The sequence below is a fragment of the Oceanobacillus arenosus genome, from assembly GCF_003369575.1.
GTDB lineage: Bacteria > Bacillota > Bacilli > Bacillales > Amphibacillaceae > Oceanobacillus > Oceanobacillus arenosus.
Window position 1 is genome coordinate 331,545 of the sequence record NZ_PIOC01000017.1, and the last position, 22,492, is coordinate 354,036.

Genomic DNA, 22,492 nt, shown 5'->3' on the forward strand with positions numbered 1-22,492 from the left:
AGAACTAAAGGTACAATGTTAATTAACTCTTAAGTTTACCCATATTTGCCTTTACCGCTTCGATAATTGCTGATCGGAAGCCGTTTTCTTCTAAACTTGCAACGGATGCGATTGTTGTTCCGCCTGGTGAACATACATCATCTTTTAATTTTCCTGGATGCTCGTCCAAATCCAATACCATTTTAGCAGAACCGAGTACGGTTTGCGCAGCAATCTTATAGGCGTTATCTCTTGGCATTCCGTATAATACTGCAGCATCTGCAAGTGCTTCAATGAACACGTAAACGAAGGCAGGAGAGGAGCCACCAACAGCACTTGCGATATCCATTAAACTTTCATCAATGAATTCTACTTTTCCAAAGCTTTCAAACAATGCTCGAACTTCTTCTTTCTCCTCAACCGACACAAATTGATTGAAGCTAATTGAAGTCATTCCTTCGCCAACATTGACAGGAGTGTTCGGCATTGCCTTTGCAATTTTGATCTTCCGTTGAAAATGCTTTTCACTTTGGGAAATGGTTTGTCCGGCTGCAATGTGAATGATAATCGCATCTTCGCGAACGGCATCCCTTATTTCCTCAATTACTTCTGGGTACATATCTGGGGTAATGGAGAGGAAAATAATGTCACAGTTTTCTGCAATAGAAACATTTTCCTCAAATAGATTTATTCCATATTCCTCTTTTATATCAATTAATTTCGCTATGGAGCGGTTTGAAGCATAGACATCATCAGAATTCGCATATCCCGATTTCACAATGCCCCCAATGATCGCCCTTGCCATATTTCCGGTACCAATAAATCCAATTCTACGTTTCATATTTCGAAGTCCTTTCAAAAATATAAATTATTAAATACGTTTTATTTTACTGCAGTAAATAGTAGCGTGCAACTGACAGTAAAGAGGGAAAAGTGGCTATTATTTGTCAATGGAATTCCAGGAAAATCATTACGAAGCAATTCCGAGGAAAAGAATATCACTACACAGTTGAAGTAGCGGGGAAAACCATTGTTGCACATATGGCTGCACATTTAAAGTTTGAAATCGGGGAGGAAGTAAATATAGGAATATTGGAATAAGAATAATGGTGACCAGGCATTTCGAAAATTTGGATAAAGAATTGCCAAATATGGGATAGTAAAGTGGAAAGGTGGAAAATCACATAAAAAATACTATCATGAGGTGAAATTAGATGGTTACCATTTCGAGGAATTCAATTCGATTTATTGTGGCGATTCTTGTATCCATGCAGTTTTTCGTTCCACAGGTCCATGCACAAAATAATCCCGAAGTAGAAACGAGAAATAAAGCTATATTAACTATTGGTGAGAAACGATACCGAGATTTAAATGATAATGGGAAATTAGACCCCTATGAAAACTGGGAGTTATCTATTGAAGAGAGGATAGAAAATTTGTTATCTCAGATGACGCTTGAAGAGAAGGTTGGTCTAATGACGATTAATGAGTATCCCGAAATAAAGGATAATAAGCTCGTCCTGCCAAATAAGTTTCTCAATCAACATACACGCTATTTTATATTTAGGGGAACACAGGGTGCAGATGTGATAACGAACTATAATAATGAGCTACAGGCAGCTGCTGAGTCATCCAGGCTTGGTATTCCAGTTGTTGTCATTTCCAACCCGCGAAATCATATTTCAGGAATGCCGAATATAGAAGAATCCGGTCAGTTTTCCTATTGGCCAGATACTTTAGGTTTTGCAGCAACGCGTGAATCTAATCTAGCTAAGGAGTTTGGCCAGATTGCAGCCAAAGAGTGGACATCTACTGGTATTCGCAAAATGTATGGCTATTCTGCAGATGTTGCAACAGATCCTTTATGGGCAAGAGTAGAGGAAACGTTTGGCGAACATCCAGAGCTTGTGTCAGGAATGATTTCTAATATCATCAAGGGGTTTCAAGGTGATGTATTAAATGAAAACAGTGTTTCACTAACAACCAGGCATTATCCTGGTGGCGGCGTCCGAACAGATGGTAAGGACCCGCATTTTAAAGAAGGTCAATCTAATATTTATCCGACTCCAGGCAGTCTTCTGAAGTATCATATGCCGCCTTTCCAAGCAGCGATTGAAGCGGAAACGACGGCAATGATGCCATATTATGCCTTCCCAAGTAATGATAGTGCTGCACAAAACCTGCCTCCGTTTAGTGCCGAACAGCAATTTGAAGAAGTTGCATTTGCCCTAAATGAAAATTTTATTAACGGGTACTTACGCGATAAACTTCATTTCTTAGGTTATGTTAATTCTGATACAAGTGCTATTATTGACCGGGCATGGGGTGCACAGAATTTATCATTAGAGGAAAGATTCGCAAAAGCAATAAATGCTGGAACAAATATTTTTTCTGGAGTTCCAAATCCGGACCCAATTATTTCTGCTGTAAATCAGGGGCTAGTTAAGGAAGAAAGTATTAACAGATCAGTAAAATATTTGCTGACAGAAATGATGAAATTGGGGCAGTTTGAAAATCCATATAAGGATCCAGCTGAGGCGCTAGCCATTGCGAATGATCCCGTATCCCAGGAAATTGCGGATGAAGCACACCGGAAATCAGTTGTTTTATTAAGAAATGATAATAATCTTTTGCCATTGAATGATGAAAAGGTTAAGAATGTTAAACTCTATGTTGAGAAATTTCCTAGTGGAGAAAATGGTGAAGAAACGAAGAAATTAAAAGCAAGAATCCGGAACTATGATAAATCCATTACCATCGTAGATAGTCTTGAAAATGCTACACATGCGTTTATTTGGGTGCTTCCTTGGCAAAATCTGTTTAAGAATAATCCAACATTGGTTATTGGACCTGATACAGGGATTGATCAAGTTGAACGAATTATGGAGATTCAGAAGAAGATCCCTACAATAACGGCTATTAATATGTCTAATCCATGGCTGATTGATAAGATTGAACCTAACGCAGCAGCGGTCATAAGCACATTTGGAGTAAAGCCAGAGGCCCTTGTTGATGTCATTCGTGGTAAGTTTAACCCAACTGGGAGACTTCCGTTTACTATTCCAGCAACTCAGGAAGCAGTAAATAATGAAGTTGGCGATATCCCAGGATATGACGAAGTCCCGGCATATACTTATCGTGATAAAAATGGAAATCGTTACGGGTATAACTTTGGACTATCTTATTAGTAATATGTAAACCAAAACAATTACGATGCACACTTTTCAACCTCAAGCATATATTAACTTCTGTGTGAGAAATGTATGAGGGAGGAAGAAAAGTGATGAATAATATTCAAATAATCACAGTAAACAATGATTCAGTTATTGATGGATATAAGGTTATCGAAGCAAATATCTCTGATTCAGCTGAAAATTTATATGCAGTCTGTACACCTGTAAAAATGGATTAGTTGTATATTATAAGCCATCTCTTTTTGTACGTTTACATAGAGGAGATGGTTTTATATATGGTATTTTTAGTGGTTAGGGTAATAGTGGTTTGGTTATCGGATATTTGAATGTTTTCGCTCTTCTTAAGTCCATTTTTGTATCAAATGGGGAAAAGCGAAGGCATTTTCATTTAATTGGATTTAAATATTATGAGGCTAATTATTTAGTTTTGCTGTAGACTGATCTGGCGAAGATTTTTTTCATGCTGGATAACCTTAGATGCAGATTATCCAACTGTTTCCTGTGTTTTATTTAATTCTATGTGAATGCCATTAACCTTCTTTCCTAAATGATCAAACTGTTGATCAATTTGTGCGAAGCCTTCATCCATTCGCTTTTCTAATGTGTTTGTGCGATTTTCCAAGCTATCAATTTTCGCAATTAATTAAGTTTTCGAATTTTCCATTTAATCATCGATATGGGTTGAATGAAGCTTCAATGCATTTAGAATCTCTTTCAACATCGTTTCCTGTTCAATGGTATTTCACCTCCTTGTACAATCATGATAAATGGTTATTGAATTTTTTGGAAGGGGATTGGGTGTTTGGAATTTAGTTGAGAAAGGGATTCACTTTGTATTTCATATAGAGATATTTGAAATGATTGGGCTAAAAGATCTTACCATACATCAGTAAGAAGCGTTTAATGGGAATTTCTTATAATAGAGGCAAACATCGATATAGCAAAAAAAGATAGAATCGGCATCAACTTTGAGAATTCATACCGAAAAGGAAGATTTCCCTTAAACCTTATATATAAGAAATACAGATTCTTAACACTAGAAAGAAATTAGGAAGAATTATGAAATACAACTTAGGTAAGAATTTAGGCTGAAGCAATTTTATGAAAAAAAACTCAAAATAGTCAATGTAAATGAAAGCAAGAACACATACCTAATTAAGATGAAACTGATCCTGCTTTTTCATTTTTTCCAGCACAATAGAGGATGAAATAATAAATTAATTCCAACCAAAATGGGAATGTTAAAGACATTAGCATATAAAGGGGCAAATTTCTATGATGAATAAACTATTTATCATTCTCATTGTGATTGGATTACCACTCTCCATAATTGGTTCCATCTTTCATTGGTCAGCTGTCATGATGTTTATTATCTATTGTCTGACTATTATTGCGTTAGCAGGGTTCATCGGACGGGCAACGGAAAGTCTAACGATTGTGATGGGACCTAGAATTGGCGGGCTACTTAATGCGACATTTGGAAATGCGGTGGAACTGATTATTTCCATTTTTTCATTAAAGGCAGGACTGACCGGTATTGTGTTAGCATCTCTAACAGGTTCCGTTTTAGGGAATTTATTGCTTGTAGCTGGACTATCGTTCTTTGTTGGCGGTTTGAAATATAAACGGCAGTCTTTTAGCGTGAATGATGCTCGACATAATGCCGGACTTCTAATATTCGCAGTTATTGTTGCTTTTGTTATTCCGGAAGTTTTTACACACACAATGAGTAATCAGGAAACAATTGGACTTAGTATTGGTATTTCGATTGTTTTAATTATTTTATACTTGTCCATGCTACTCTTTAAGCTCGTTACCCATCGTGGGGTTTATCAAAGTAATGTTGAATCGGGGATAGTGGGTCAAAAGGAGGAAGTTCCAGAATGGAGTAAAAAGAAAGCAGTTATCATTCTTGCATTAGCGACAATTGCTGTTGCCTACGTTTCAGAAAATCTGGTCCATACGTTTAGCGCGGTCGGTGAAGCATTTGGTTGGACAGAATTATTTATTGGAATCATTATTGTTGCGATTGTTGGTAATGCAGCAGAGCACGCATCTGCCGTGATGATGGCATTTAAAAATAAAATGGATGTTGCAGTAGAAATTGCGGTTGGTTCTACTTTGCAGGTGGCAATGTTTGTGGCACCAGTGCTCGTGCTGATTTCATTGTTTTTCCCTGTCTCGATGCCACTTATCTTTACATGGCCTGAACTAATTAGTATGGTAACGGCAGTACTCCTTGTCATCATGCTTACGGTTGATGGAGATTCCAATTGGTTTGATGGTCTTGTGCTATTCGCCGCATATGCGATTATGGCAATTGGATTTTATATGTTATAGATGAGTTTTATAGGTAATTCATACAGTAGAACAGCAAGGAATGGTATTTTGCCATTCCTTGCTAGTTTGTAACTGTGATATTACTACTTTTCAGAATATTAAATTATCATTTAATCGTAACATTAACCGTTCGAACTCCCCAATCGAATGCTTCATTGCTTGTTGGTACGTAAATATCTATTTTATTTCCTCTAATTGCGCCACCCGTATCACCAGCTATTGCGTGGCCGTATCCCTCAACATAAACCTCTGTACCAAGTGGAATTACATTTGGATCAACGGCAATTAACTTTATATTTGGATTTTGATTTAGATTAATTCCGGTAGCGGTAATACCTGATCCACCAGCACTTTGTACGGTATATGCTGTTGCGGTAACAGTGATGGTGTGGCCTGCAATACTTTCTTCTTCAACTGCTTCATTAGTAGGTTGTTCTTCTTCAACTATCACTAAAGGTGGATCTGTTTCTTGTATAGTCGTAGCAGCTATCTCTTTATCTTGGCTATCCACTGACTCTGCTTCTAGCGATATTTCTTCGGCATTATTTCCTTTGTGTATGAGCAAATGTTGCCCAATAACTATCAATTCGGTAGTTAAATTATTCCAATCCTGTAGGTTTTCTACCGTCACACTATATTCTTTGCCAATGTCCCACAGTGTATCGCCTTTTTCCACAATATGTTTATTCGTAATATTTTTCGTCAAAATTACTTGATCTGGATAGATAACAGTAGTTGTGAGATTATTTGTCTCTATTAATTCTTCAACAGTAATATTATGTGCTTGGGCAATGTCCCAAAGCGTCTCTCCTTTATGTACGGTGATTTCTTCTGCTGAAACCTTTGATGACCAGGCGATAAAGCTGAAAATTATTAACGCAAGAGCAATTACTATTTTTTTCATTCGTATTTCCCCCTCGTTTAACATTACTAGCATACTAACACATAACCAATAACAAATAGGTTTCGTTAAGATTACAAATTGTTTACAAAATATAGTATATTGTGAAAATTGTTTTTAATTGTCGACCGATGTATAAATTGCGTGTTTTTTAGCCATCTTGTCATAAATCAGTGCTCTATTTATGTTAAAATATTATTCAGCACGGATTATTAGGAGATAATTTATATGAAGATACAGAACTACTATCACTTTTTAGAACCATTGAATAAAGAACTCGCGTTAATTGCAGGCGAATTAGAGAATAGTATATTTACGAGTCCACGAACAATGCTTACACATGCCCGCGTTTTTGTAGAAAATATCTTGCAATTTGTGATGAAGGAAGAAAAGCTTCCAGTAGAATCCTGGATTACACTAGTAGAAAGAATCGACACGTTAAGCGGCAATGGTTATATTACTGCTGAAATATCAGATGCATTGCATAGAGTAAGGATGTTGGGAAATCAAGCAGCACATGATACAAGGAAATTCCGCTATTCTGAAGCATTATTGTCATGGGAGGCTGTATACCTAATTGTGAGATGGTATTCGGAGACATATGGTCCAGTAGAATTTAATTTTCCAGATTACCAGGATCCAATGCCACAGACTTCGGAATCCTATGATATCTCGGAAATTGAGGTGCGATTAGGAGCGCTTGAAGTACTATTAACAACATCATTGCAAGAGGATACAAAAATGGAAGTAGAAGCCGTGATGGATGACAGTAAAGAACGTCCTTCATATCCAGTCCCTCCTGGATTCACAACGATTCGTAAGATTATCTATAAAAAGAAAGAACTAGAAGTACCATATTTTCTTAGGGATGCATTCTTACTGCCACAACGCTTTGAACGTTCAGAGACATTCTTGATTCGTCTAGGTGCGGAACAGCAAGCACGGATTATGAGTGAGCTGCCAAATAATCTTGAAGGGCTATCCAAACATGTTAAACGTTTTGGTGAAAAGAATGAAGAGATCTTGTTTGGTGAGCTTAGCAATTATATTGAAGAGGAGAAAGATCGCAGGGATATCATGCTGGAACGACCAGGTGAATTGCTTTTTTTCTACAAGACAGATTATTTAATTATCACAGAAGAAATCGCTGCAATATCATTAACAGCAGACTTGTTTAGTGGATTTCCGAGCCTATTAAAACAACTACATGAAGATCAAATAGAAACGGTAGGACAGCTGCCTAGAGAGTTAGTGATTCTAGCAAAATATGATAATGTTGGGTTAGGTACAGTGAAGAGCTTATTTGATCAGATAAAAACGATTCAGGAAAATACACCAGCTACAGCTGGGTAAGGTAGATTATTACTCACAATAATATATAGTAGAGGATAGTAGCAAAGAATCAATAGCAAAAGGGAAATCGGCATCCGATTTCCCTTTTTAATATGAAGAAATTGAAGCTAACTTGGAACTGGAAATCTATGTTTTCCGATATTAACTTTCTAATTCACTAGTGATTCGTTACTATCCCTTTTTGTACATGTTTGATTTGGATTGGCCGTCATTAATTCCTCCCTGTAAGCTGTTAACTATACATTGGGTAGTATTACTCATCTATCGTCGGAATGTCGCATCAAAATATCTGCTTTTCTTGATTTCGGAAAAAATACTAGTTCTTTTATACCGCTTATTGTAAACGCAGTATTAAAAATATGAATCTACTGTTAACTAGTTGTAATGAATCGGTAAATCTAAGCTTTCATAGAAAAAAATATGGTTAAATGGAACTTGCCAAGGAAAAAAGGAGGTACATTTATGGGACAAATTGATCTGATTAATATTTCCAAGTCATACGATAAGCAAAAAAGCGTATTGGATGAAATTAATCTTTCAATTGAAGAAGGTGAATTTTTCGTACTTGTTGGGCCATCTGGTTCTGGAAAAAGTACCTTGCTTCGAATGATTGCAGGACTAGAAGACATAACATCTGGTACATTAAAAATTAATGATAAAGTGGTAAATCATATGCCACCTAAAGATAGAAATTTGTCAATGGTCTTTCAAAACTATGCCTTATATCCGCATTTATCGGTAGAACAAAATATTCTATTTGGTTTAAATGCGAAGAAGATAGACAAGCAAGAACAACAAAAAAGGCTTACAGAAACTGCGGCAACAATGGGACTAACGGAATTATTAAAACGCAAACCGAGGGAGCTCTCTGGTGGTCAAAGACAACGTGTCGCATTAGCGAGGTCTGTGGTAAGTGAAGCACCACTTTGCTTAATGGATGAGCCATTATCTAATTTAGATGCAAAGCTTCGTGCGCATATGCGTATCGAGATTCGCCGCCTGCAAAAAAGATTAGGTTTAACAATGGTATATGTAACACATGATCAGGTAGAAGCGATGACGATGGGGGATCGCATTATGGTCCTCAACGATGGTAAGATTCAACAGGTTGGGAAACCAATCACGCTCTATAATGAGCCAGCAAACCTATTTGTGGCTTCCTTTATCGGCACACCGAAAATGAATTTAGGTAAAGCGGTTCTCAACGAAGAGCAAGGTCAATTATTAATTGAAGACATGCTCAATTTAAAGGTTAACCCTAATGTGGATGATATACCAAGAAATGAAAATGTAACGATTGGGATTCGAGCAGAGCATATATTCCCTGGAACAGATGAGAATACAACACACCATTTGGAAGTAGTAAATGTCGAGCAATTAGGAAATGAAACATCCATTGCATTTGATATTGGTTCCGAATTATGGACGGCGAAATGGCCAGGACAATGGGATATTACTGTAGGAGACGTTGTGCCGGTAAAAATAGATATGGATAACCTATGTTTCTTTCATTCAGATACTGGTGATTTAATTAAGTCTGCAAAGGCAGGTAAGAAACAAGAGGTTGTATTGATATGAGTGTAAACAATGTTGCTATTCAAGAAACGCCAATGACCCAAATTGATTTTGAAAAAGTGAAAAAAAAGCAACGGACGATCAGTTTCTTTAAAGGGATGTTGTTCTTACTTCCTTCCATTATATTATTTAGTGTATTTCTTTTCTACCCACTTGTTCGAACCATTTATTTAAGCTTTTTCTTAACGAACGCTGCTGGGGAAACAACCGTTTTTATTGGTTGGCAAAACTATGTAAACCTGTTTACCTCACCAATTTTTTTGCAGAGTATTAAATCGACATTTTTATTTGTCTTATATACCGTTCCAATTACGATTATCATTAGTTTATTTTTAGCGATGATTGCAAATGAAAAACTGAAAGGGATTGGCTTTTTCCGTACGGTCTATTCATCTACAATGGGAATTTCCGTTGCGGCTGCCTCTGTCTTCTGGTTGTATCTCTTCCATCCGTCGATTGGCTTACTGAATATGGTTTTAAAAGCGATTGGGGCAGATGGAATTGGCTGGCTGACAGATCCTAATTGGGCATTATTTGCTGTTTCAATTACAACGATTTGGATGAATTTAGGATTTACCTTTCTTATTTTGCTAGGTGGATTACAATCAATAGATTCCTATTTATATGAAAGTGCGGATATTGATGGTGCAGGTTATTTTTATAAAGTTAGACGGATTACCATCCCAATGCTTTCGCCAACATTGTTTTTCGTCGTTACCGTAACGATCATTAACGCATTTCAAACATTTGGACAGATTGATATTTTGACTCAAGGTGGTCCAGTGAATTCTACCAATCTTGTCGTGTATTCAATTTACCGCGAAGCATTTATGAACTATAAGTTCGGTTCAGCAAGTGCTCAAGCTGTTTTACTATTCATTATTATTTTAATCATGACATTTCTGCAGTTTAAATTTGGTGAAAGGAAGGTTCATTATCAATGACCATGCCAATCAGCAAAAAAATTATATTCTATATTTTACTCATTATTTCGGCACTTGTCGTGTTTGCACCAACGCTTATGGCCTTTGTCATGAGTTTCATGTCGAACAAGGATATTATGACGGGAAGCTTGCCAACCAGCTTATCATTTGATAACTATGTAAAGGCATTTGGACAATTTCCATTATTAAAATATTTATTTAACAGTCTTATTGTTTCAATCGTCATCATGCTAGGTCAGTTGATTTTGTCTAGTCTAGCAGCATATGCATTTGTGTTCTTAGAGTTTAAAGGAAGAGATGTTTTATTTTATGTGTTTATTGCAACAATGATGGTTCCGTTTGAAGCATCGATCATTCCGAACTTCCATATCATTCGTGATCTGGGATGGATTGATACGTACCAAGGATTATCGATTCCATTTTTTGCACTTGCATTTGGTACATTCTTGCTAAGGCAGAATTTTAAACAAATCCCGAAAGAATTACGAGAAGCAAGTCAAATTGCTGGTATGGGCGATTTTAAATTCTATTTATCTGTTGTCTTACCTATTTCAAGAACGAGTTTATTAACATTAGGTGTTTATGGATTCTTAACATCTTGGAATATGTACTTATGGCCACTGCTAGCAACAACAAATGATAATGTCCGTACAGTGCAAATTGGGTTAAAGCAATTACAAACACAAGAGCAATTAAATGATTGGGGAGTAATAATGGCGGGTGCAATCATTGTCGTCATTCCAACTTTGATTCTATTGTTCTTAGGTCAAAATAAGCTTCAAAAAGGGTTAACAGAAGGTGCATTAAAATAGAAAGTCCTAATCAACGAGTGATACTGTCTCTAATATGACAGATTAACTATATAAATTAAAAACACAGGGAGTGTACAGAGGATGAAAAAGCTATTCGCAATATTGATGTTAGGACTAGTGCTCTTCATTGCAGCATGTAGTCAAGAAGGAGATACAGAAGACCCAGAAAAAGATGGAGCAACTGAATCAGGGGAAACTGAAACAGATACAGAAGATAGTGCAGGAGATAGTGAAGCAACTGGCGAGAAGCAAAACGTTACATTCTGGCACTCAATGGGTGGAGCTGGACAAGAGGCATTAAATGCAATCGTGGATAGCTATAATAGCTCTCAAGATGCAGTGCAAGTTAATGCTGAATACCAAGGAACATATGATGAAGCACTAACGAAGTTCAACAGTGTTGCAGGTACTGATAGTGCACCAACAATGATTCAAACATTTGAAATTGGAACGATGTCCATGATCAATAGTGGAAGTATTGTACCAATTCAGGAGTTAATTGATGCAGATGGTTATGATATGAGTGGATTAGAAGAGAATATTGTGAACTACTACTCATTAGACGGAAAATTTTATTCAATGCCATTTAACTCATCTACACCTGTAATGTACTATAATAAAGATGCATTCGAAGCAGCAGGATTAGACCCAGAAGCACCACCAGAAACATTTGAAGAAGTAGAGGAAGCAAGTAAAGCAATCGTAAAATCAAATCCAGAAATGAAAGGTTTTGCACTACAAGCATATGGTTGGTTATATGAGCAATTATTAGCAAACCAAGGTGCATTACTATTAAATAATGATAATGGACGTACAGACACACCTACTGAAATTGGCTGGACAGAAGAAGAAGGTAAATCCATTTTCGAATGGGTAAAACATATGGTTGATGATGAAACATTTGCAAACTATGGTACAAATGGAGATAATATGATGGCTGGATTCTTAGCTGGTGATGTTTCCATGTTCTTACAATCGTCAGCAAGCTCAAGGGATGTTATTGATAATGCACCATTTGAAGTTGGAATTGCATTTTTACCACATCCTGAAGCAAAAGATCGCGCTGGTGTAGTCATTGGTGGTGCAAGTCTTTGGATGATCGATGATAAATCAGAAGAAGAACAAAAAGCTGCATGGGATTTCATGAAGTATCTACAAACGCCAGAGATTCAAGCGCAGTGGCATGTAGGAACTGGATATTTTGCAATTAATCCAGCTGCATACGATGAACAACTAGTAATCGATGCCCATAAAGAAATGCCACAATTACAAGTAACAGTAGATCAATTACAAGCAACTAAATCTTCTTATGCGACACAAGGTGCATTAATGGATATGATTCCTGAAGGTCGTAAAATTATGGAAACTGCACTGGAAACCGTATATAATGGCGGAGAAGTAGACGATGCTTATAATACTGCAGTTGATCAATTTAATACTGCAATTGAACAAGCAAATGCTGCTCGAGGAGAATAAGCTTTCACTCGTACAATAAAGATTGCTAAAATAGAGAGAATAAAGCAACGTAATATGCTTTATTCTCTCTTTGGTAGGTAAGAAAGTAAAACGACTTTCGTACTACATAAGTGCAACTAAGGTTGTCACCCAAAGTTTTGGTAACAACCAAGTTTTCTAAGCAATAATAATGATAATGGTAAGATTCTAATTAACTATTAGGAGGATGTATTACGATGACTGCTACAAAAATATACGGGCACCGAGGCTGTATGGGTACGTATCCAGAAAATACTTTACTAGGATTTCGTAAAGCAATTGAGCAAGGTGTTGATGGTCTAGAATTAGATGTTCAGTTAACTAAGGATGGCGAGGTAGTCGTGATCCATGATGAAATTTTAGATAGAACAACAGATGGAAATGGTTACATTAAGGATTCAAAATTACAAGAAGTAAAACAATTCAGTGCTGGTGCTAATTATGCACATTTCCCTAATTATGATGAAGCAACATGGGTAGCAGAACGTGTACCGACGCTTCAAGAAGTACTGGAATTGCTTTCTCCATATGATACCGAATTAAATATTGAATTGAAAACGTCCTTAATAAATTACGAGGGTATTGAAGAAAAGGTATTATCTTTAGTCGAGCAGTTTGGAAATGGGCGCAAAATAATTTATTCATCGTTCCATCTACCAACTTTGTTACGGATTAAAAATATAGATCAAGACGCTGAGATTGCCTGGTTATTGGATCAACGAATTTCACATCCATTGGATTACATTCAAAGCTTAGACTTAGAAGCATTACATCTATCTAAGCATGTCGTCTTATCGGATGTTTACTATTTAAAAGATTTTTTTGATAAAATTCGCGTTTGGACAGTAAATGATAAGGATGAAATCAAACAATTATTAGATTTAAATGTAGATGCAATCATTACCGACTTCCCGGGAAGAGCATTATTTTACCGCAGTGAAAGAAAATCATTTGTTTAAAAGAATTATTGGGTTTATCCTTTTTGTTGGCCTTATGATTTTGCTTGTTTTTTATATTACCAGCGAACATGAGGTTGAACCAATGGTCGCCGATTTTCCGAAGATAATTGCTCATCGCGGTGCAAATGATCGGTTCAATGAGAGTACCATCAGTGCATATAAAATTGCGGCAGAAGATGGTGTCGATGCACTTGAAATTGATTTACGGATGACAGCTGACGGCTCCTTAGTAGCGATGCATGATAAGACAATTGATCGAACGACGAATGGTACTGGTGAAGTCTCTAATTTTGATCTCAAGGAGATAAAAGAAATTCCAACGGTTGATGTTTTTGGTAATCAATCAACTGTTGAAGAGATTCCGATGCTAAAAGAGATTCTCGATACGTTTAAGGACTCCGAATATTATTATATTGAAACAAGATTAGTGAATGATCGATTAGTAATGGAAGTGCCCTTAGTTGAACTACTAAATAAATATGATTTAATTGCAAAAGACCTCGTTACGATTCAGTCCTTTTCAGAGGAAAGTCTGGAAAAGATTCATGAACTGGCACCTGAAGTCCCATTAACCTTATTATTTGGGAAAGGCAAGTTCAGTTTGAAGGTAGCGAAATCGGTAGACTATCCGTTCATTGGGATGGAAGCATCGGATGTAACATTAAAGAATGTAAATGAATTGCATCGTCAAGGAAAAGAAGTCCATGTGTTCTTTAATGATATGAAGTCAGAGAAAGCAGAGCAAGAAAGGGTTAAATTGCTTCATGTGGACGGATATTTCACGAATGATATTCGGTTTACGAAGCAATTACTATGGGAAGAATAGATTGATTATATAATTGAGAACCTACATTATAAATAGATGTAGGTTCTTTTTACATATGGCTACTCAAGAAAAATTAAAATGCCCAGTCCCCATTACGGAAGAGTGGCATGATAGTTCCGTCTTGCCTAATTCCATCAATATCCATTTTGTCTGAGCCAATCATAAAGTCAACGTGAACAGTGGAAGTATTCATTCCATGCTCCTTTAATTCTTCTTGACTCATTTTCGTACCGCCTTTAATTGTTGTTGGATAGGCAGCACCAATTGCTAAATGGTTTGATGCATTTTCATCAAATAATGTGTTAAAGAAAGTAATCCCAGATTGTGAAATTGGTGATGGGTCTGGCACAAGCGCAACCTCACCTAAACCTGTTGCACCCTCATTATCATGAACTAATTTTTTAATGGTTTCATCGCCTTTTTCAGCGGAAATATCAACAATTTTTCCATCTTTAAAGTGAACTTCGATGCCTTCAATAAGTGTACCAGCATAGCTAAGTGGCTTCGTGCTTTTTACAACACCATCCATCCGACGTGTATCTGGTGCGGTGAATACTTCTTCCGTCGGCATATTAGCAATAAATTCTTCTCCTTTTGGATTATAGCTTTCAGCACTAGCCCAGATATGGTTTTTCGGAAGTCCTAATGTTAAATCTGTTCCGGGTGCTTTATAGTGTAAGGCATCGAATTGGATTTCGTTTAATGTTGCTGCTTTTTCATTTAATAATTTCTTATGCTCATCCCATGTTGCAATTGGGTCATTAGCATATACGCGGCTTGTTTTAAAAATCTGATCCCATAATGCATCCACTTGTTCCTCACTTGTTTCTAAGTCAGGGAAAACTGTTGCGGCCCATCCTGCACCAGCTGCAGCAGCAACGGTCCATTTTAAATCATCGTTTTGAGTTGCAATTCTTGTTGCTTCAAAAGCTTTACCAGCTACATTTTGATATGTCGCAATCTTTGTTGGATCCACACCATCGAGTAGACCTGGGTCACTAGAAATAATCGAAAGGCGACTTACGCGATGATTCAATACATGGTCTTCAGATTCCTCTATTTCATATTTAGGAATATCAGTTAATATCTCTGTAGACTGATTTAAGTAATGTTCTCTACCGATTTCATCGTCAGACCATTTCACGATAACCTTCTCCGCTTTTAGTGCATATGCTTCTTTTGTAATTAGTCGTGCTAACGGTGCTTGGTCAACGTTTATCGTCATTTTTACCCAATCACCGGGTTGAACGTTAATTCCTTTTGAAACTAATAATTTCGCATATTTTTGTAAATTTTCTTCAAAGTTTGGTAGTGCCATAATTTTACCCCCAATAGTTTATATTCGAATATGTTCTAGTATAGTTTACCAGAAATTCCAATATGTAAACACTTTAGGAACTTCATGGTTATAGAATTCGACATTATTCGGCGAAATTCGAGGAGTGACAGGCACCCCCATACGAGCCAAATCATTTGAATTCCTAATCCTATTAATGGTACGCTAAATTTATTGACGATAGGATAAATAATGAACAAAGGGGATGTTATTTATGAGTAAATCGGTTGAAGAAATTACATTAAATGATGGAACATCACTGCCAGTTATTGGTCTTGGTACATATGGTCTTAACGGGAATGCAGGTGCAAGTGCAATAACGAGCGCAATTGATATCGGCTATCGACTAATTGATACCGCATATAATTACGAAAATGAAGGAACGGTAGGGGAAGCAATTCGCCGCAGTACTGTTTCAAGAGAGGAATTGCGCATCACATCGAAATTACCTGGTCGCTATCATGAGTATGATAATGCGGTGACCAGGATTCAGGAATCATTATATCGTGCAAATCTAGATTACTATGATTTGTATCTAATTCATTGGCCAAATCCGAAGCAGGATCATTATGTGGAAGCATGGCAAGCATTGATTGATGCAAAAAGATGGGGACTCGTTCGTTCAATCGGGGTTTGTAATTTCCTACCAGAACATTTGGAGCGATTAGAAAAGGAAACAGGCGTATTGCCGAGCATTAATCAAATTGAGTTACATCCATTTTTCAATCAAGAAGATCAAAGAAAATGGCATGAAGAACATAATGTAAAAACAGAGTCTTGGAGTCCACTTGCTCGAGCAAATGCTGTGTTACAAAATGAAACGCTACAACAAATTGCGAATGTCCATAATAAAACAATTTCACAAGTTATTTTACGTTGGCATCATCAGCTAGGATCAATACCTATTCCTAAGTCCGCATCGCCTGAGCGTCAGTTAGAGAATATATCGATTTTTGATTTTTCGCTAAGTGATAGGGAAATGAACTTAATAGCGGAACTTACTCGTCCAGATGGGCGTAATAAGAATCAAGATCCAGCTGAATATGAAGAGTTTTAAATAGAACTGATCTAAGGCTGTCAACCAAGTTTGCTAGTTATGATAGTCTATGATGTTGATTTCAACAACTAAACGTATAAGAAGAGATCTTGTCTTAAAGCACAAGATCTCTTAATTATGGAATAAAATGGTGTGGAAAATAAATGAAAAGTTGTCTATTTTATTTGTCAATAAGGAATTGAAGTATTGGAGGTTATAGGTTTCCTGAAATTAGCTTGGTATTCTCTGCTATTACCGATGATTATTGCTCTTGTAATGCACGATTTTTTTCTCATGTTGTACATTTTTATTTAATAAATAATTCATCGATTCCTACGTTTCTGTTAACTCGACACGCACTCCAACAACCTTTTTTCCTAATCTATCAAATTGTTGTCCAACCTGAACAAAGCCATTATCCATCTTAGATTCAAGTTCTATTTTTATTTTATCCATCTTCTCATCGATATGCACAGCATGAAGTTTAAATGCATTTAATACTTCCTTCAAGATTGTAACTTGTTCCATATTTCTTCACGTCCATTTTCTAATAGTATATCGTATATTCTAGTAATAGGAAAGAGGATGAGGGATGTTGAAAATTAAGTTATTGCGGTGAAGAATAAGATGTAATTCGTTAAGTATGGTAGAAAAAACGAATGAAATCCTCTTTTCAATTAAAAGGATGATTGAAATAATGATTTTTAGGTGATTAAACTAATGTAAAATATCCACCTTAAGCTTCTTTGCTGTAAGGTGGATATTGATAAAAATTTAGTCTAGATTAATCCATATACTCTTCGTTTCTGTATACATGTCAACAGATTCAGAACCGTGCTCTCTACCTAGACCGCTTTGCTTGTATCCGCCAAATGGAGATGCAGGGTCCATAATGTTATACGTATTTACCCATACATTTCCAGTTCTCAGTCCATGTGCCACTTTGTGTGCCTTTCTAAGATCTGTTGTATTGACACCGCCACCTAAGCCATATTCGGATTGATTAGCTAATTTAATGGCTTCATCGATATCTTCAAAAGGTATGCCTGATACTACCGGACCAAATATTTCCTCCTGCGCAATTCGCATGCTATTATTCACATTTGCGACAACGGTTGGTTTAACATAATATCCACCAGCTAAATCATTGTCTGTTACATTTCCGCCAATTAATACCTCGGCACCTTCTTCTTGTCCAATATCTAAATAATTTAAGACAGTTTCTTTCTGCTGTGCAGAAATAAGTGGTCCTAAATTGGTTGATTGATCAAAGCCATTACCAACCCGCAAGCTTTTCGTATATTCTGCTAGGTCACTCATGAAATTATCATATATTTTCTTTTCAACAAAGAGTCTTGAACCTGCTACACAGGCTTGACCAGAATTCGTATAAATCGCGTTTGCCGCATTGGCAATTGCTAAATCATAGTCGGCATCTGCAAACACGATGTGTGCTGATTTACCACCTAATTCTAATGACACCTTTTTAATATTTCCTGCACCAGATCTCATGATTTGTTTTCCAACTTCTGTTGATCCGGTAAATGCAATCTTATCTACATCTGGATGTTCCGTTAAAGCAGTACCTGCGACAGAACCAGAGCCTGTTACAATATTTACAACACCATCTGGGAATCCTGCTTCTTGGATTAGTTCACCAAGACGTAATGCCGTTAATGGTGTTAATGATGCTGGTTTCAAGATTACGGTATTACCTGTTGCAAGTGGGGCAGATAGTTTCCAGGAAGCCATCATAATCGGAGCATTCCATGGTACGATTTGTCCACAAACACCAACAGGTTCTTTTCTAGTATAATTAAAGAAATTACCAGGTACAGAGACAGGTACCGTTTGCCCGGTAATTTTAGTTGCCCATCCAGCATAATATCGGAAATCCTCTGCAACACTTGCTGAATAATGGATAGTTGAACTAACTGGTGCACCATTATCAAGCGTCTCAAGGTGTGCAAGTTCTTCCGCATTTTCTTCAACTAAGTCGGCGAACTTTAAGAGCAGGTTCGCTCTTTCTGTAGGCTTCATTTTCGGCCATGGACCTTCTTCAAATGCTTTCCTGGCTGCTGCAACAGCACGATTAATATCTTCTACGCCACCGTCTGGAACAGTAGTAAGAATCTCACCTGTTGCGGGATTTCTTGTTTCGATTGTTTTCCCTGAAACTGCGTCCACCCATTGCCCGTTGATATACATTTTCTTAGGTTTGGAAATAAATTCAACAGCTTTCCGGTTTAACTCTATTAATGTTGTAGCCATGATAATTCCTCCCTACATTTTAATGAATACGTTTTCAATAGTTGGTCATAATTGAGGTGAAATAGTATTCGACTATAGTATAATAGATGATAATGTATTTACGCAATATTATAATAATAGTAATTAGACGAAAGGGAAGAACTTGTATAATAAAATTTGGAGGGGTTGGATGACTGATAAATATATGTATCTCGATAAAAGAGTCATGAAGACGAAACAAGAGCTTAAAGTGGCGATTATCACGCTAATGCAACAGAAAAAATATAAAGATATTACAATCTCAGATGTTATTGCTATGGCAAAAATTAGCCGTGGGACTTTCTATAATCACTATCGTAGTAAAGAGGAGCTACTGCTCGAATTACTTGATGATGTTGTTCTAGATTTGGTGCAAGCATATCAGCAGCCCTACAAGAAATATAGAAGATTCACGTTAAATGATGTGCTTCCATCATCCGTGGAAATATTTGATCATGTTTATAAGCATTCAAACTTTTATACTACTATAATAAATTCTGATATATCGCCACATTTTCAGGCTAGATTGATAGATGTGCTAAATAAAATTGCATTACAGGATTATATCATCCGAAATAGGAAAATCAACAGTGAATTATATGCGGGTTATCAAGCATTTGTAATCACTGGAATGATCATTGAGTGGGTGAGAAGTGGCTATCGCTTCACACCTAGCTATATGGCTCAACAATTAATGGAGATTGTGAAATTGCCAGGACACCAATCACTTGAGAGAATTAAAGGTGAAACATAGTATTTTTCTAGTAAGGGCTATCACCTAGAAAAAGATTACAGCTCTTGCTTAACATTTTACTTTACCGCTATCCGCATACGGTAATAAAATAGAATATCATGTTCCTTACCAGCAAATACGCGCTCAACTTGATTTCTGAATTTAGTAATTGAATCTTTTAAATCATTAGCACCTAACTTCAAGGCAGTTTGTAGTGAACCTTGACTTAAAGCGATATTGCCATAACGATCCGCATCACATGTTTCCCAGTTATGAAACACAATTTCTTTTGCAAAAGAAAATAAACCTGATTTTCGAATTTGCAAAAGATGTTCTTCTTTATTCCATTTGTATGTTTGGTCTTCCTTAGTGGAAAGCTGCTCAACAAGAACTTCTGCTTGAGAAATTAATCGTTTATAGCTTTCTTCGACCTCCTTATTAAAAGATGGTGGCCAGTCACAGTCATACGCAGCAAACACGCCACCTTTATTTAGTACACGAGCGAACTCACGAAGGGTTGCTTGCGGTTCCATCCAGTGAAAGGACTGGGAACAAGTGATAATGTCAATGGATTCTGATGTAAAAGGTAGTTTAGTGGATAGTGCTTTGACAAACTGGATGCTAGCCGGTTTCTCCTGGGCATTCCAATTAGCAATCGCTACTTCCAACATATCATCGTTCGGCTCTACTCCAATAATCTCATTGGCATTATTTAACCAAATGAATGAAGAGAGACCAGTCCCACAGCCAACATCAGCAACCCTTTGAGGAGCAGCTTGCAAATAGTTAGTCAAAATTTTTACTATGTCACTCGGGGGGATTGGTCGATTTTGATCATAAAGATTGCTGTATCCGAGGAACCGATTGATATTATTTGCTTCTGTGTGCTGATTCATATGGGATTCACTCCTAGTCCGTCTCATTTTTCAAGAATAGTATAGCACAGATTTTTAGTTGAAATGATCATTGATTATTCTTATATTTTGTACGAAATAGACTTCACTATCATTTCCTTTTTACGATATTTCTTTCACCACATGTAATCTTAATAACAGTATTATTTAAAAAAATCTAAATTTTCAATTGACATACTATTATATTTGTCTTACAATAAAATAAATGATGGATTGCTGATCCATATTTATAAAAAATGGAGGGAGATTGAATTTTTTTACAACAGGCGTTTTCCTACAAAGAGAATTTGTTCTAATTCATACTGTGTAAAGTACCAACTAGTTTAAACAACTTAGATGCTCGATCTTCTTAAACATTCGTATCAAATTGCTGCAGAGGAAAAGCAGATTTTTATTACAGCTTTATGAAAGCGGATACAAATAAATGGGCGGAGGGAGATTTTTGGAAAATAAATCTAAAGTTATTGAAACTACAGATGCAAATTATGAATCTGGACAGGCTGGGCAAACTTTTATCGGGAAAATTAAATATGCCTTAGGACCGGGAATTCTAGCAATTTTAACTTGGTTGGGGGCAGGAGACTTGGTAACTTCTGCTGTTGCAGGAGCTGATTATGGTTACGGCTTAATGTGGATTCTTGCCATGTCATTATTGCTTCGGTTTCTGATTGTGAATGTAATGTCAAGATTCCAGTTAGCAAATACAAAAGGATTAACGATTCTTGAAGGGTATGGCCGCATCCATCCAATATTTGGTTACTTCCTATTTATTTATGCATTAATTATGGGGCATTTATTTAATTCCTACATGATAAGTGGAGCAGGGGAAATAATTTCGACGTTACTCGGGATTAATCAACCATTTATTGGTTCAATGATTGTTGTAGGATTAGTATTCTTACTAGTAGGTAGAAATATTTATAATACCATTGAAGGGGTTATGAAGATTTTTCTAGCATTACTTACGCTAGCATTTGTGTTTCTTGCCTTGAGTACATCACCCGACTACGGGCAAATTATCAGTGGAACAATTGGCTTCAAAATTCCCGCTGATGAGGGAGGATATGGTGCCCTATTAGTTGCAGTCTCAATTATTGGCGCTGTTGCCGGATCCATCTCTAACTTTGTACATCCATATTTCCTAAAAGAAAAAGGCTGGACAACCCCAGGTCATTTAAAACTACAACGAAATGATCTTCTGTTTTCGATCATAGTCTGTATCGTTATTAATCTAGCTATTTGGATCGTTGGTGCGGAAATACTAAGACCAAATGGAATTCGGATAGAATCTATTGACGATTTGGCGCAAGCATTACAACTGACATTAGGAAGAACTGGTTGGCTGATCTTTTATCTTGGTACGTTTGCGATATTATTCGCGAGTATTGTTGGGAAATCGACAGGCTACCCTCGGTTAGTTACAGATGCATTCTATGTTATAAATAAAAAACGCCGTGATAAATATGATGGAGATTATAATAAGGACCCGATGTCAAAATGGGTAATGATCTTTGTATTATTTATGCCAATCGTTTGGTCGATACCCGGTATGCCTGGCTTTATTAGTTTGACAATCGGCGTAAATGCTCTAAATATTATCGGATTCCCTGTTATTGCGATTGGTTTATTAATCATTTCTAACCGTAAAGACTTGATGGGTAAATATAGAAATAGCTGGTTTGAGAATGTCTGCCTTGTTTTGGCAACTGTATTGGCGATTTGGTCAGCTTACGAATTAGCAATCAGTTATATATTATAGTAGTTTAAAATAATTGGTAATGAAGGATAGAATCATTGTTCGATCATG

General features: G+C 36.7%; 21 protein-coding genes. 14 read left to right on the forward strand and 7 right to left on the reverse strand.

All coding sequences use genetic code 11. From position 1 onward, the window contains the following. Positions 1-22: 22 nt before the first annotated feature. Positions 23-820, reverse strand: a complete 798-nt coding sequence (proC, locus tag CWR48_RS12375; protein ID WP_115773539.1) for a pyrroline-5-carboxylate reductase — start codon at positions 818-820, stop codon at positions 23-25. 92 nt (positions 821-912) lie between these two features. On the opposite strand from proC, the gene CWR48_RS20435 reads away from it, so the two are divergent. The 3 genes from CWR48_RS20435 to CWR48_RS21010 all read left to right on the forward strand — a co-directional run bounded on the left by CWR48_RS20435 (position 913) and on the right by CWR48_RS21010 (position 3,391). Beyond that, a complete protein-coding gene (locus CWR48_RS20435; protein WP_170140753.1) occupies positions 913-1,080 on the forward strand; it encodes a TOBE domain-containing protein in 168 nt (55 codons plus the stop codon). 113 nt (positions 1,081-1,193) lie between these two features. Continuing rightward, positions 1,194-3,167 (forward strand): glycoside hydrolase family 3 protein, encoded by a 1,974-nt coding sequence (locus CWR48_RS12380; protein ID WP_115773540.1) that lies wholly within the window; start codon positions 1,194-1,196, stop codon positions 3,165-3,167. A gap of 95 nt (positions 3,168-3,262) precedes the next feature. Beyond that, positions 3,263-3,391 carry a hypothetical protein gene (locus tag CWR48_RS21010; protein ID WP_281270281.1) on the forward strand — a complete coding sequence of 43 codons (129 nt, stop codon included), beginning with the start codon at positions 3,263-3,265 and terminating at the stop codon, positions 3,389-3,391. A 266-nt stretch (positions 3,392-3,657) separates the two neighbouring features. Here the strand turns inward: CWR48_RS21010 and CWR48_RS20440 are convergent, their stop codons facing one another. Then, a complete protein-coding gene (locus tag CWR48_RS20440) occupies positions 3,658-3,795 on the reverse strand; it encodes a hypothetical protein (protein WP_170140754.1) in 138 nt (45 codons plus the stop codon). Between the two features lie 656 nt (positions 3,796-4,451). On the opposite strand from CWR48_RS20440, the gene cax reads away from it, so the two are divergent. Beyond that, positions 4,452-5,513, forward strand: a complete 1,062-nt coding sequence (gene cax, locus CWR48_RS12385) for a calcium/proton exchanger (protein WP_245976803.1) — start codon at positions 4,452-4,454, stop codon at positions 5,511-5,513. A gap of 106 nt (positions 5,514-5,619) precedes the next feature. On the opposite strand, the gene CWR48_RS12390 is transcribed toward cax, so the two are convergent. Continuing rightward, a complete protein-coding gene (locus CWR48_RS12390) occupies positions 5,620-6,417 on the reverse strand; it encodes a 3D domain-containing protein (protein WP_115773542.1) in 798 nt (265 codons plus the stop codon). A 225-nt stretch (positions 6,418-6,642) separates the two neighbouring features. Here CWR48_RS12390 and CWR48_RS12395 point away from each other — a divergent pair, with 225 nt between their 5' ends. The 7 genes from CWR48_RS12395 to CWR48_RS12425 all read left to right on the forward strand — a co-directional run bounded on the left by CWR48_RS12395 (position 6,643) and on the right by CWR48_RS12425 (position 14,377). Beyond that, positions 6,643-7,767 carry a DUF4145 domain-containing protein gene (locus tag CWR48_RS12395; protein ID WP_115773543.1) on the forward strand — a complete coding sequence of 375 codons (1,125 nt, stop codon included), beginning with the start codon at positions 6,643-6,645 and terminating at the stop codon, positions 7,765-7,767. A gap of 462 nt (positions 7,768-8,229) precedes the next feature. Then, positions 8,230-9,345 (forward strand): ABC transporter ATP-binding protein, encoded by a 1,116-nt coding sequence (locus CWR48_RS12400; protein ID WP_115773544.1) that lies wholly within the window; start codon positions 8,230-8,232, stop codon positions 9,343-9,345. 32 nt (positions 9,346-9,377) lie between these two features. Next, on the forward strand, positions 9,378-10,286 hold the full coding sequence (locus CWR48_RS12405; RefSeq protein ID WP_115773696.1) for a carbohydrate ABC transporter permease: 909 nt from the start codon (positions 9,378-9,380) through the stop codon (positions 10,284-10,286). A 2-nt stretch (positions 10,287-10,288) separates the two neighbouring features. Then, positions 10,289-11,098 carry a carbohydrate ABC transporter permease gene (locus CWR48_RS12410; RefSeq protein ID WP_115773697.1) on the forward strand — a complete coding sequence of 270 codons (810 nt, stop codon included), beginning with the start codon at positions 10,289-10,291 and terminating at the stop codon, positions 11,096-11,098. Positions 11,099-11,179: 81 nt separating this feature from the next. Then, positions 11,180-12,574 (forward strand): ABC transporter substrate-binding protein, encoded by a 1,395-nt coding sequence (locus CWR48_RS12415; RefSeq protein WP_115773545.1) that lies wholly within the window; start codon positions 11,180-11,182, stop codon positions 12,572-12,574. A 215-nt stretch (positions 12,575-12,789) separates the two neighbouring features. Then, positions 12,790-13,551, forward strand: coding sequence for a glycerophosphodiester phosphodiesterase (locus tag CWR48_RS12420; RefSeq protein ID WP_115773546.1), 762 nt, complete (start codon positions 12,790-12,792; stop codon positions 13,549-13,551). Further along, on the forward strand, positions 13,544-14,377 hold the full coding sequence (locus CWR48_RS12425; RefSeq protein ID WP_170140755.1) for a glycerophosphodiester phosphodiesterase: 834 nt from the start codon (positions 13,544-13,546) through the stop codon (positions 14,375-14,377). The genes CWR48_RS12420 and CWR48_RS12425 overlap by 8 nt, the downstream gene beginning before the upstream one ends. A gap of 73 nt (positions 14,378-14,450) precedes the next feature. Here the strand turns inward: CWR48_RS12425 and CWR48_RS12430 are convergent, their stop codons facing one another. Continuing rightward, positions 14,451-15,695 carry an aminopeptidase gene (locus CWR48_RS12430; RefSeq protein ID WP_115773548.1) on the reverse strand — a complete coding sequence of 415 codons (1,245 nt, stop codon included), beginning with the start codon at positions 15,693-15,695 and terminating at the stop codon, positions 14,451-14,453. 232 nt (positions 15,696-15,927) lie between these two features. On the opposite strand from CWR48_RS12430, the gene CWR48_RS12435 reads away from it, so the two are divergent. Further along, positions 15,928-16,770, forward strand: a complete 843-nt coding sequence (locus CWR48_RS12435; RefSeq protein WP_115773549.1) for an aldo/keto reductase — start codon at positions 15,928-15,930, stop codon at positions 16,768-16,770. A 312-nt stretch (positions 16,771-17,082) separates the two neighbouring features. Here the strand turns inward: CWR48_RS12435 and CWR48_RS12440 are convergent, their stop codons facing one another. Continuing rightward, on the reverse strand, positions 17,083-17,277 hold the full coding sequence (locus CWR48_RS12440; RefSeq protein ID WP_115773550.1) for a hypothetical protein: 195 nt from the start codon (positions 17,275-17,277) through the stop codon (positions 17,083-17,085). Between the two features lie 246 nt (positions 17,278-17,523). Beyond that, positions 17,524-19,020 (reverse strand): aldehyde dehydrogenase family protein, encoded by a 1,497-nt coding sequence (locus tag CWR48_RS12445; RefSeq protein WP_115773551.1) that lies wholly within the window; start codon positions 19,018-19,020, stop codon positions 17,524-17,526. A gap of 169 nt (positions 19,021-19,189) precedes the next feature. Between CWR48_RS12445 and CWR48_RS12450 the strand changes: the two genes are divergently transcribed. After that, positions 19,190-19,792: a TetR/AcrR family transcriptional regulator gene (locus tag CWR48_RS12450; RefSeq protein WP_115773552.1), complete on the forward strand. Its 603-nt coding sequence runs from the start codon at positions 19,190-19,192 to the stop codon at positions 19,790-19,792. 56 nt (positions 19,793-19,848) lie between these two features. Here CWR48_RS12450 and CWR48_RS12455 read toward each other — a convergent pair whose 3' ends face one another. Further along, positions 19,849-20,667, reverse strand: a complete 819-nt coding sequence (locus tag CWR48_RS12455) for a class I SAM-dependent methyltransferase (RefSeq protein WP_115773553.1) — start codon at positions 20,665-20,667, stop codon at positions 19,849-19,851. A gap of 460 nt (positions 20,668-21,127) precedes the next feature. On the opposite strand from CWR48_RS12455, the gene CWR48_RS12460 reads away from it, so the two are divergent. Beyond that, complete coding sequence (locus tag CWR48_RS12460; protein WP_211316737.1) at positions 21,128-22,444, forward strand: Nramp family divalent metal transporter; 1,317 nt, start codon at positions 21,128-21,130, stop codon at positions 22,442-22,444. Positions 22,445-22,492: the final 48 nt, after the last annotated feature.

What these genes read in the sequence shown, in the direction of transcription:
- proC (WP_115773539.1), bottom strand. Translation starts at nt 820, where the DNA reads ATGAAACGTAGAATTGGATTTATTGGTACCGGAAATATGGCAAGGGCG.
- CWR48_RS12380 (WP_115773540.1), top strand. Translation starts at nt 1,194, where the DNA reads ATGGTTACCATTTCGAGGAATTCAATTCGATTTATTGTGGCGATTCTT.
- CWR48_RS21010 (WP_281270281.1), top strand. Translation starts at nt 3,263, where the DNA reads ATGAATAATATTCAAATAATCACAGTAAACAATGATTCAGTTATTGAT.
- cax (WP_245976803.1), top strand. Translation starts at nt 4,452, where the DNA reads ATGAATAAACTATTTATCATTCTCATTGTGATTGGATTACCACTCTCC.
- CWR48_RS12390 (WP_115773542.1), bottom strand. Translation starts at nt 6,417, where the DNA reads ATGAAAAAAATAGTAATTGCTCTTGCGTTAATAATTTTCAGCTTTATC.
- CWR48_RS12395 (WP_115773543.1), top strand. Translation starts at nt 6,643, where the DNA reads ATGAAGATACAGAACTACTATCACTTTTTAGAACCATTGAATAAAGAA.
- CWR48_RS12400 (WP_115773544.1), top strand. Translation starts at nt 8,230, where the DNA reads ATGGGACAAATTGATCTGATTAATATTTCCAAGTCATACGATAAGCAA.
- CWR48_RS12405 (WP_115773696.1), top strand. Translation starts at nt 9,378, where the DNA reads ATGACCCAAATTGATTTTGAAAAAGTGAAAAAAAAGCAACGGACGATC.
- CWR48_RS12410 (WP_115773697.1), top strand. Translation starts at nt 10,289, where the DNA reads ATGCCAATCAGCAAAAAAATTATATTCTATATTTTACTCATTATTTCG.
- CWR48_RS12415 (WP_115773545.1), top strand. Translation starts at nt 11,180, where the DNA reads ATGAAAAAGCTATTCGCAATATTGATGTTAGGACTAGTGCTCTTCATT.
- CWR48_RS12420 (WP_115773546.1), top strand. Translation starts at nt 12,790, where the DNA reads ATGACTGCTACAAAAATATACGGGCACCGAGGCTGTATGGGTACGTAT.
- CWR48_RS12430 (WP_115773548.1), bottom strand. Translation starts at nt 15,695, where the DNA reads ATGGCACTACCAAACTTTGAAGAAAATTTACAAAAATATGCGAAATTA.
- CWR48_RS12435 (WP_115773549.1), top strand. Translation starts at nt 15,928, where the DNA reads ATGAGTAAATCGGTTGAAGAAATTACATTAAATGATGGAACATCACTG.
- CWR48_RS12440 (WP_115773550.1), bottom strand. Translation starts at nt 17,277, where the DNA reads ATGGAACAAGTTACAATCTTGAAGGAAGTATTAAATGCATTTAAACTT.
- CWR48_RS12445 (WP_115773551.1), bottom strand. Translation starts at nt 19,020, where the DNA reads ATGGCTACAACATTAATAGAGTTAAACCGGAAAGCTGTTGAATTTATT.
- CWR48_RS12450 (WP_115773552.1), top strand. Translation starts at nt 19,190, where the DNA reads ATGACTGATAAATATATGTATCTCGATAAAAGAGTCATGAAGACGAAA.
- CWR48_RS12455 (WP_115773553.1), bottom strand. Translation starts at nt 20,667, where the DNA reads ATGAATCAGCACACAGAAGCAAATAATATCAATCGGTTCCTCGGATAC.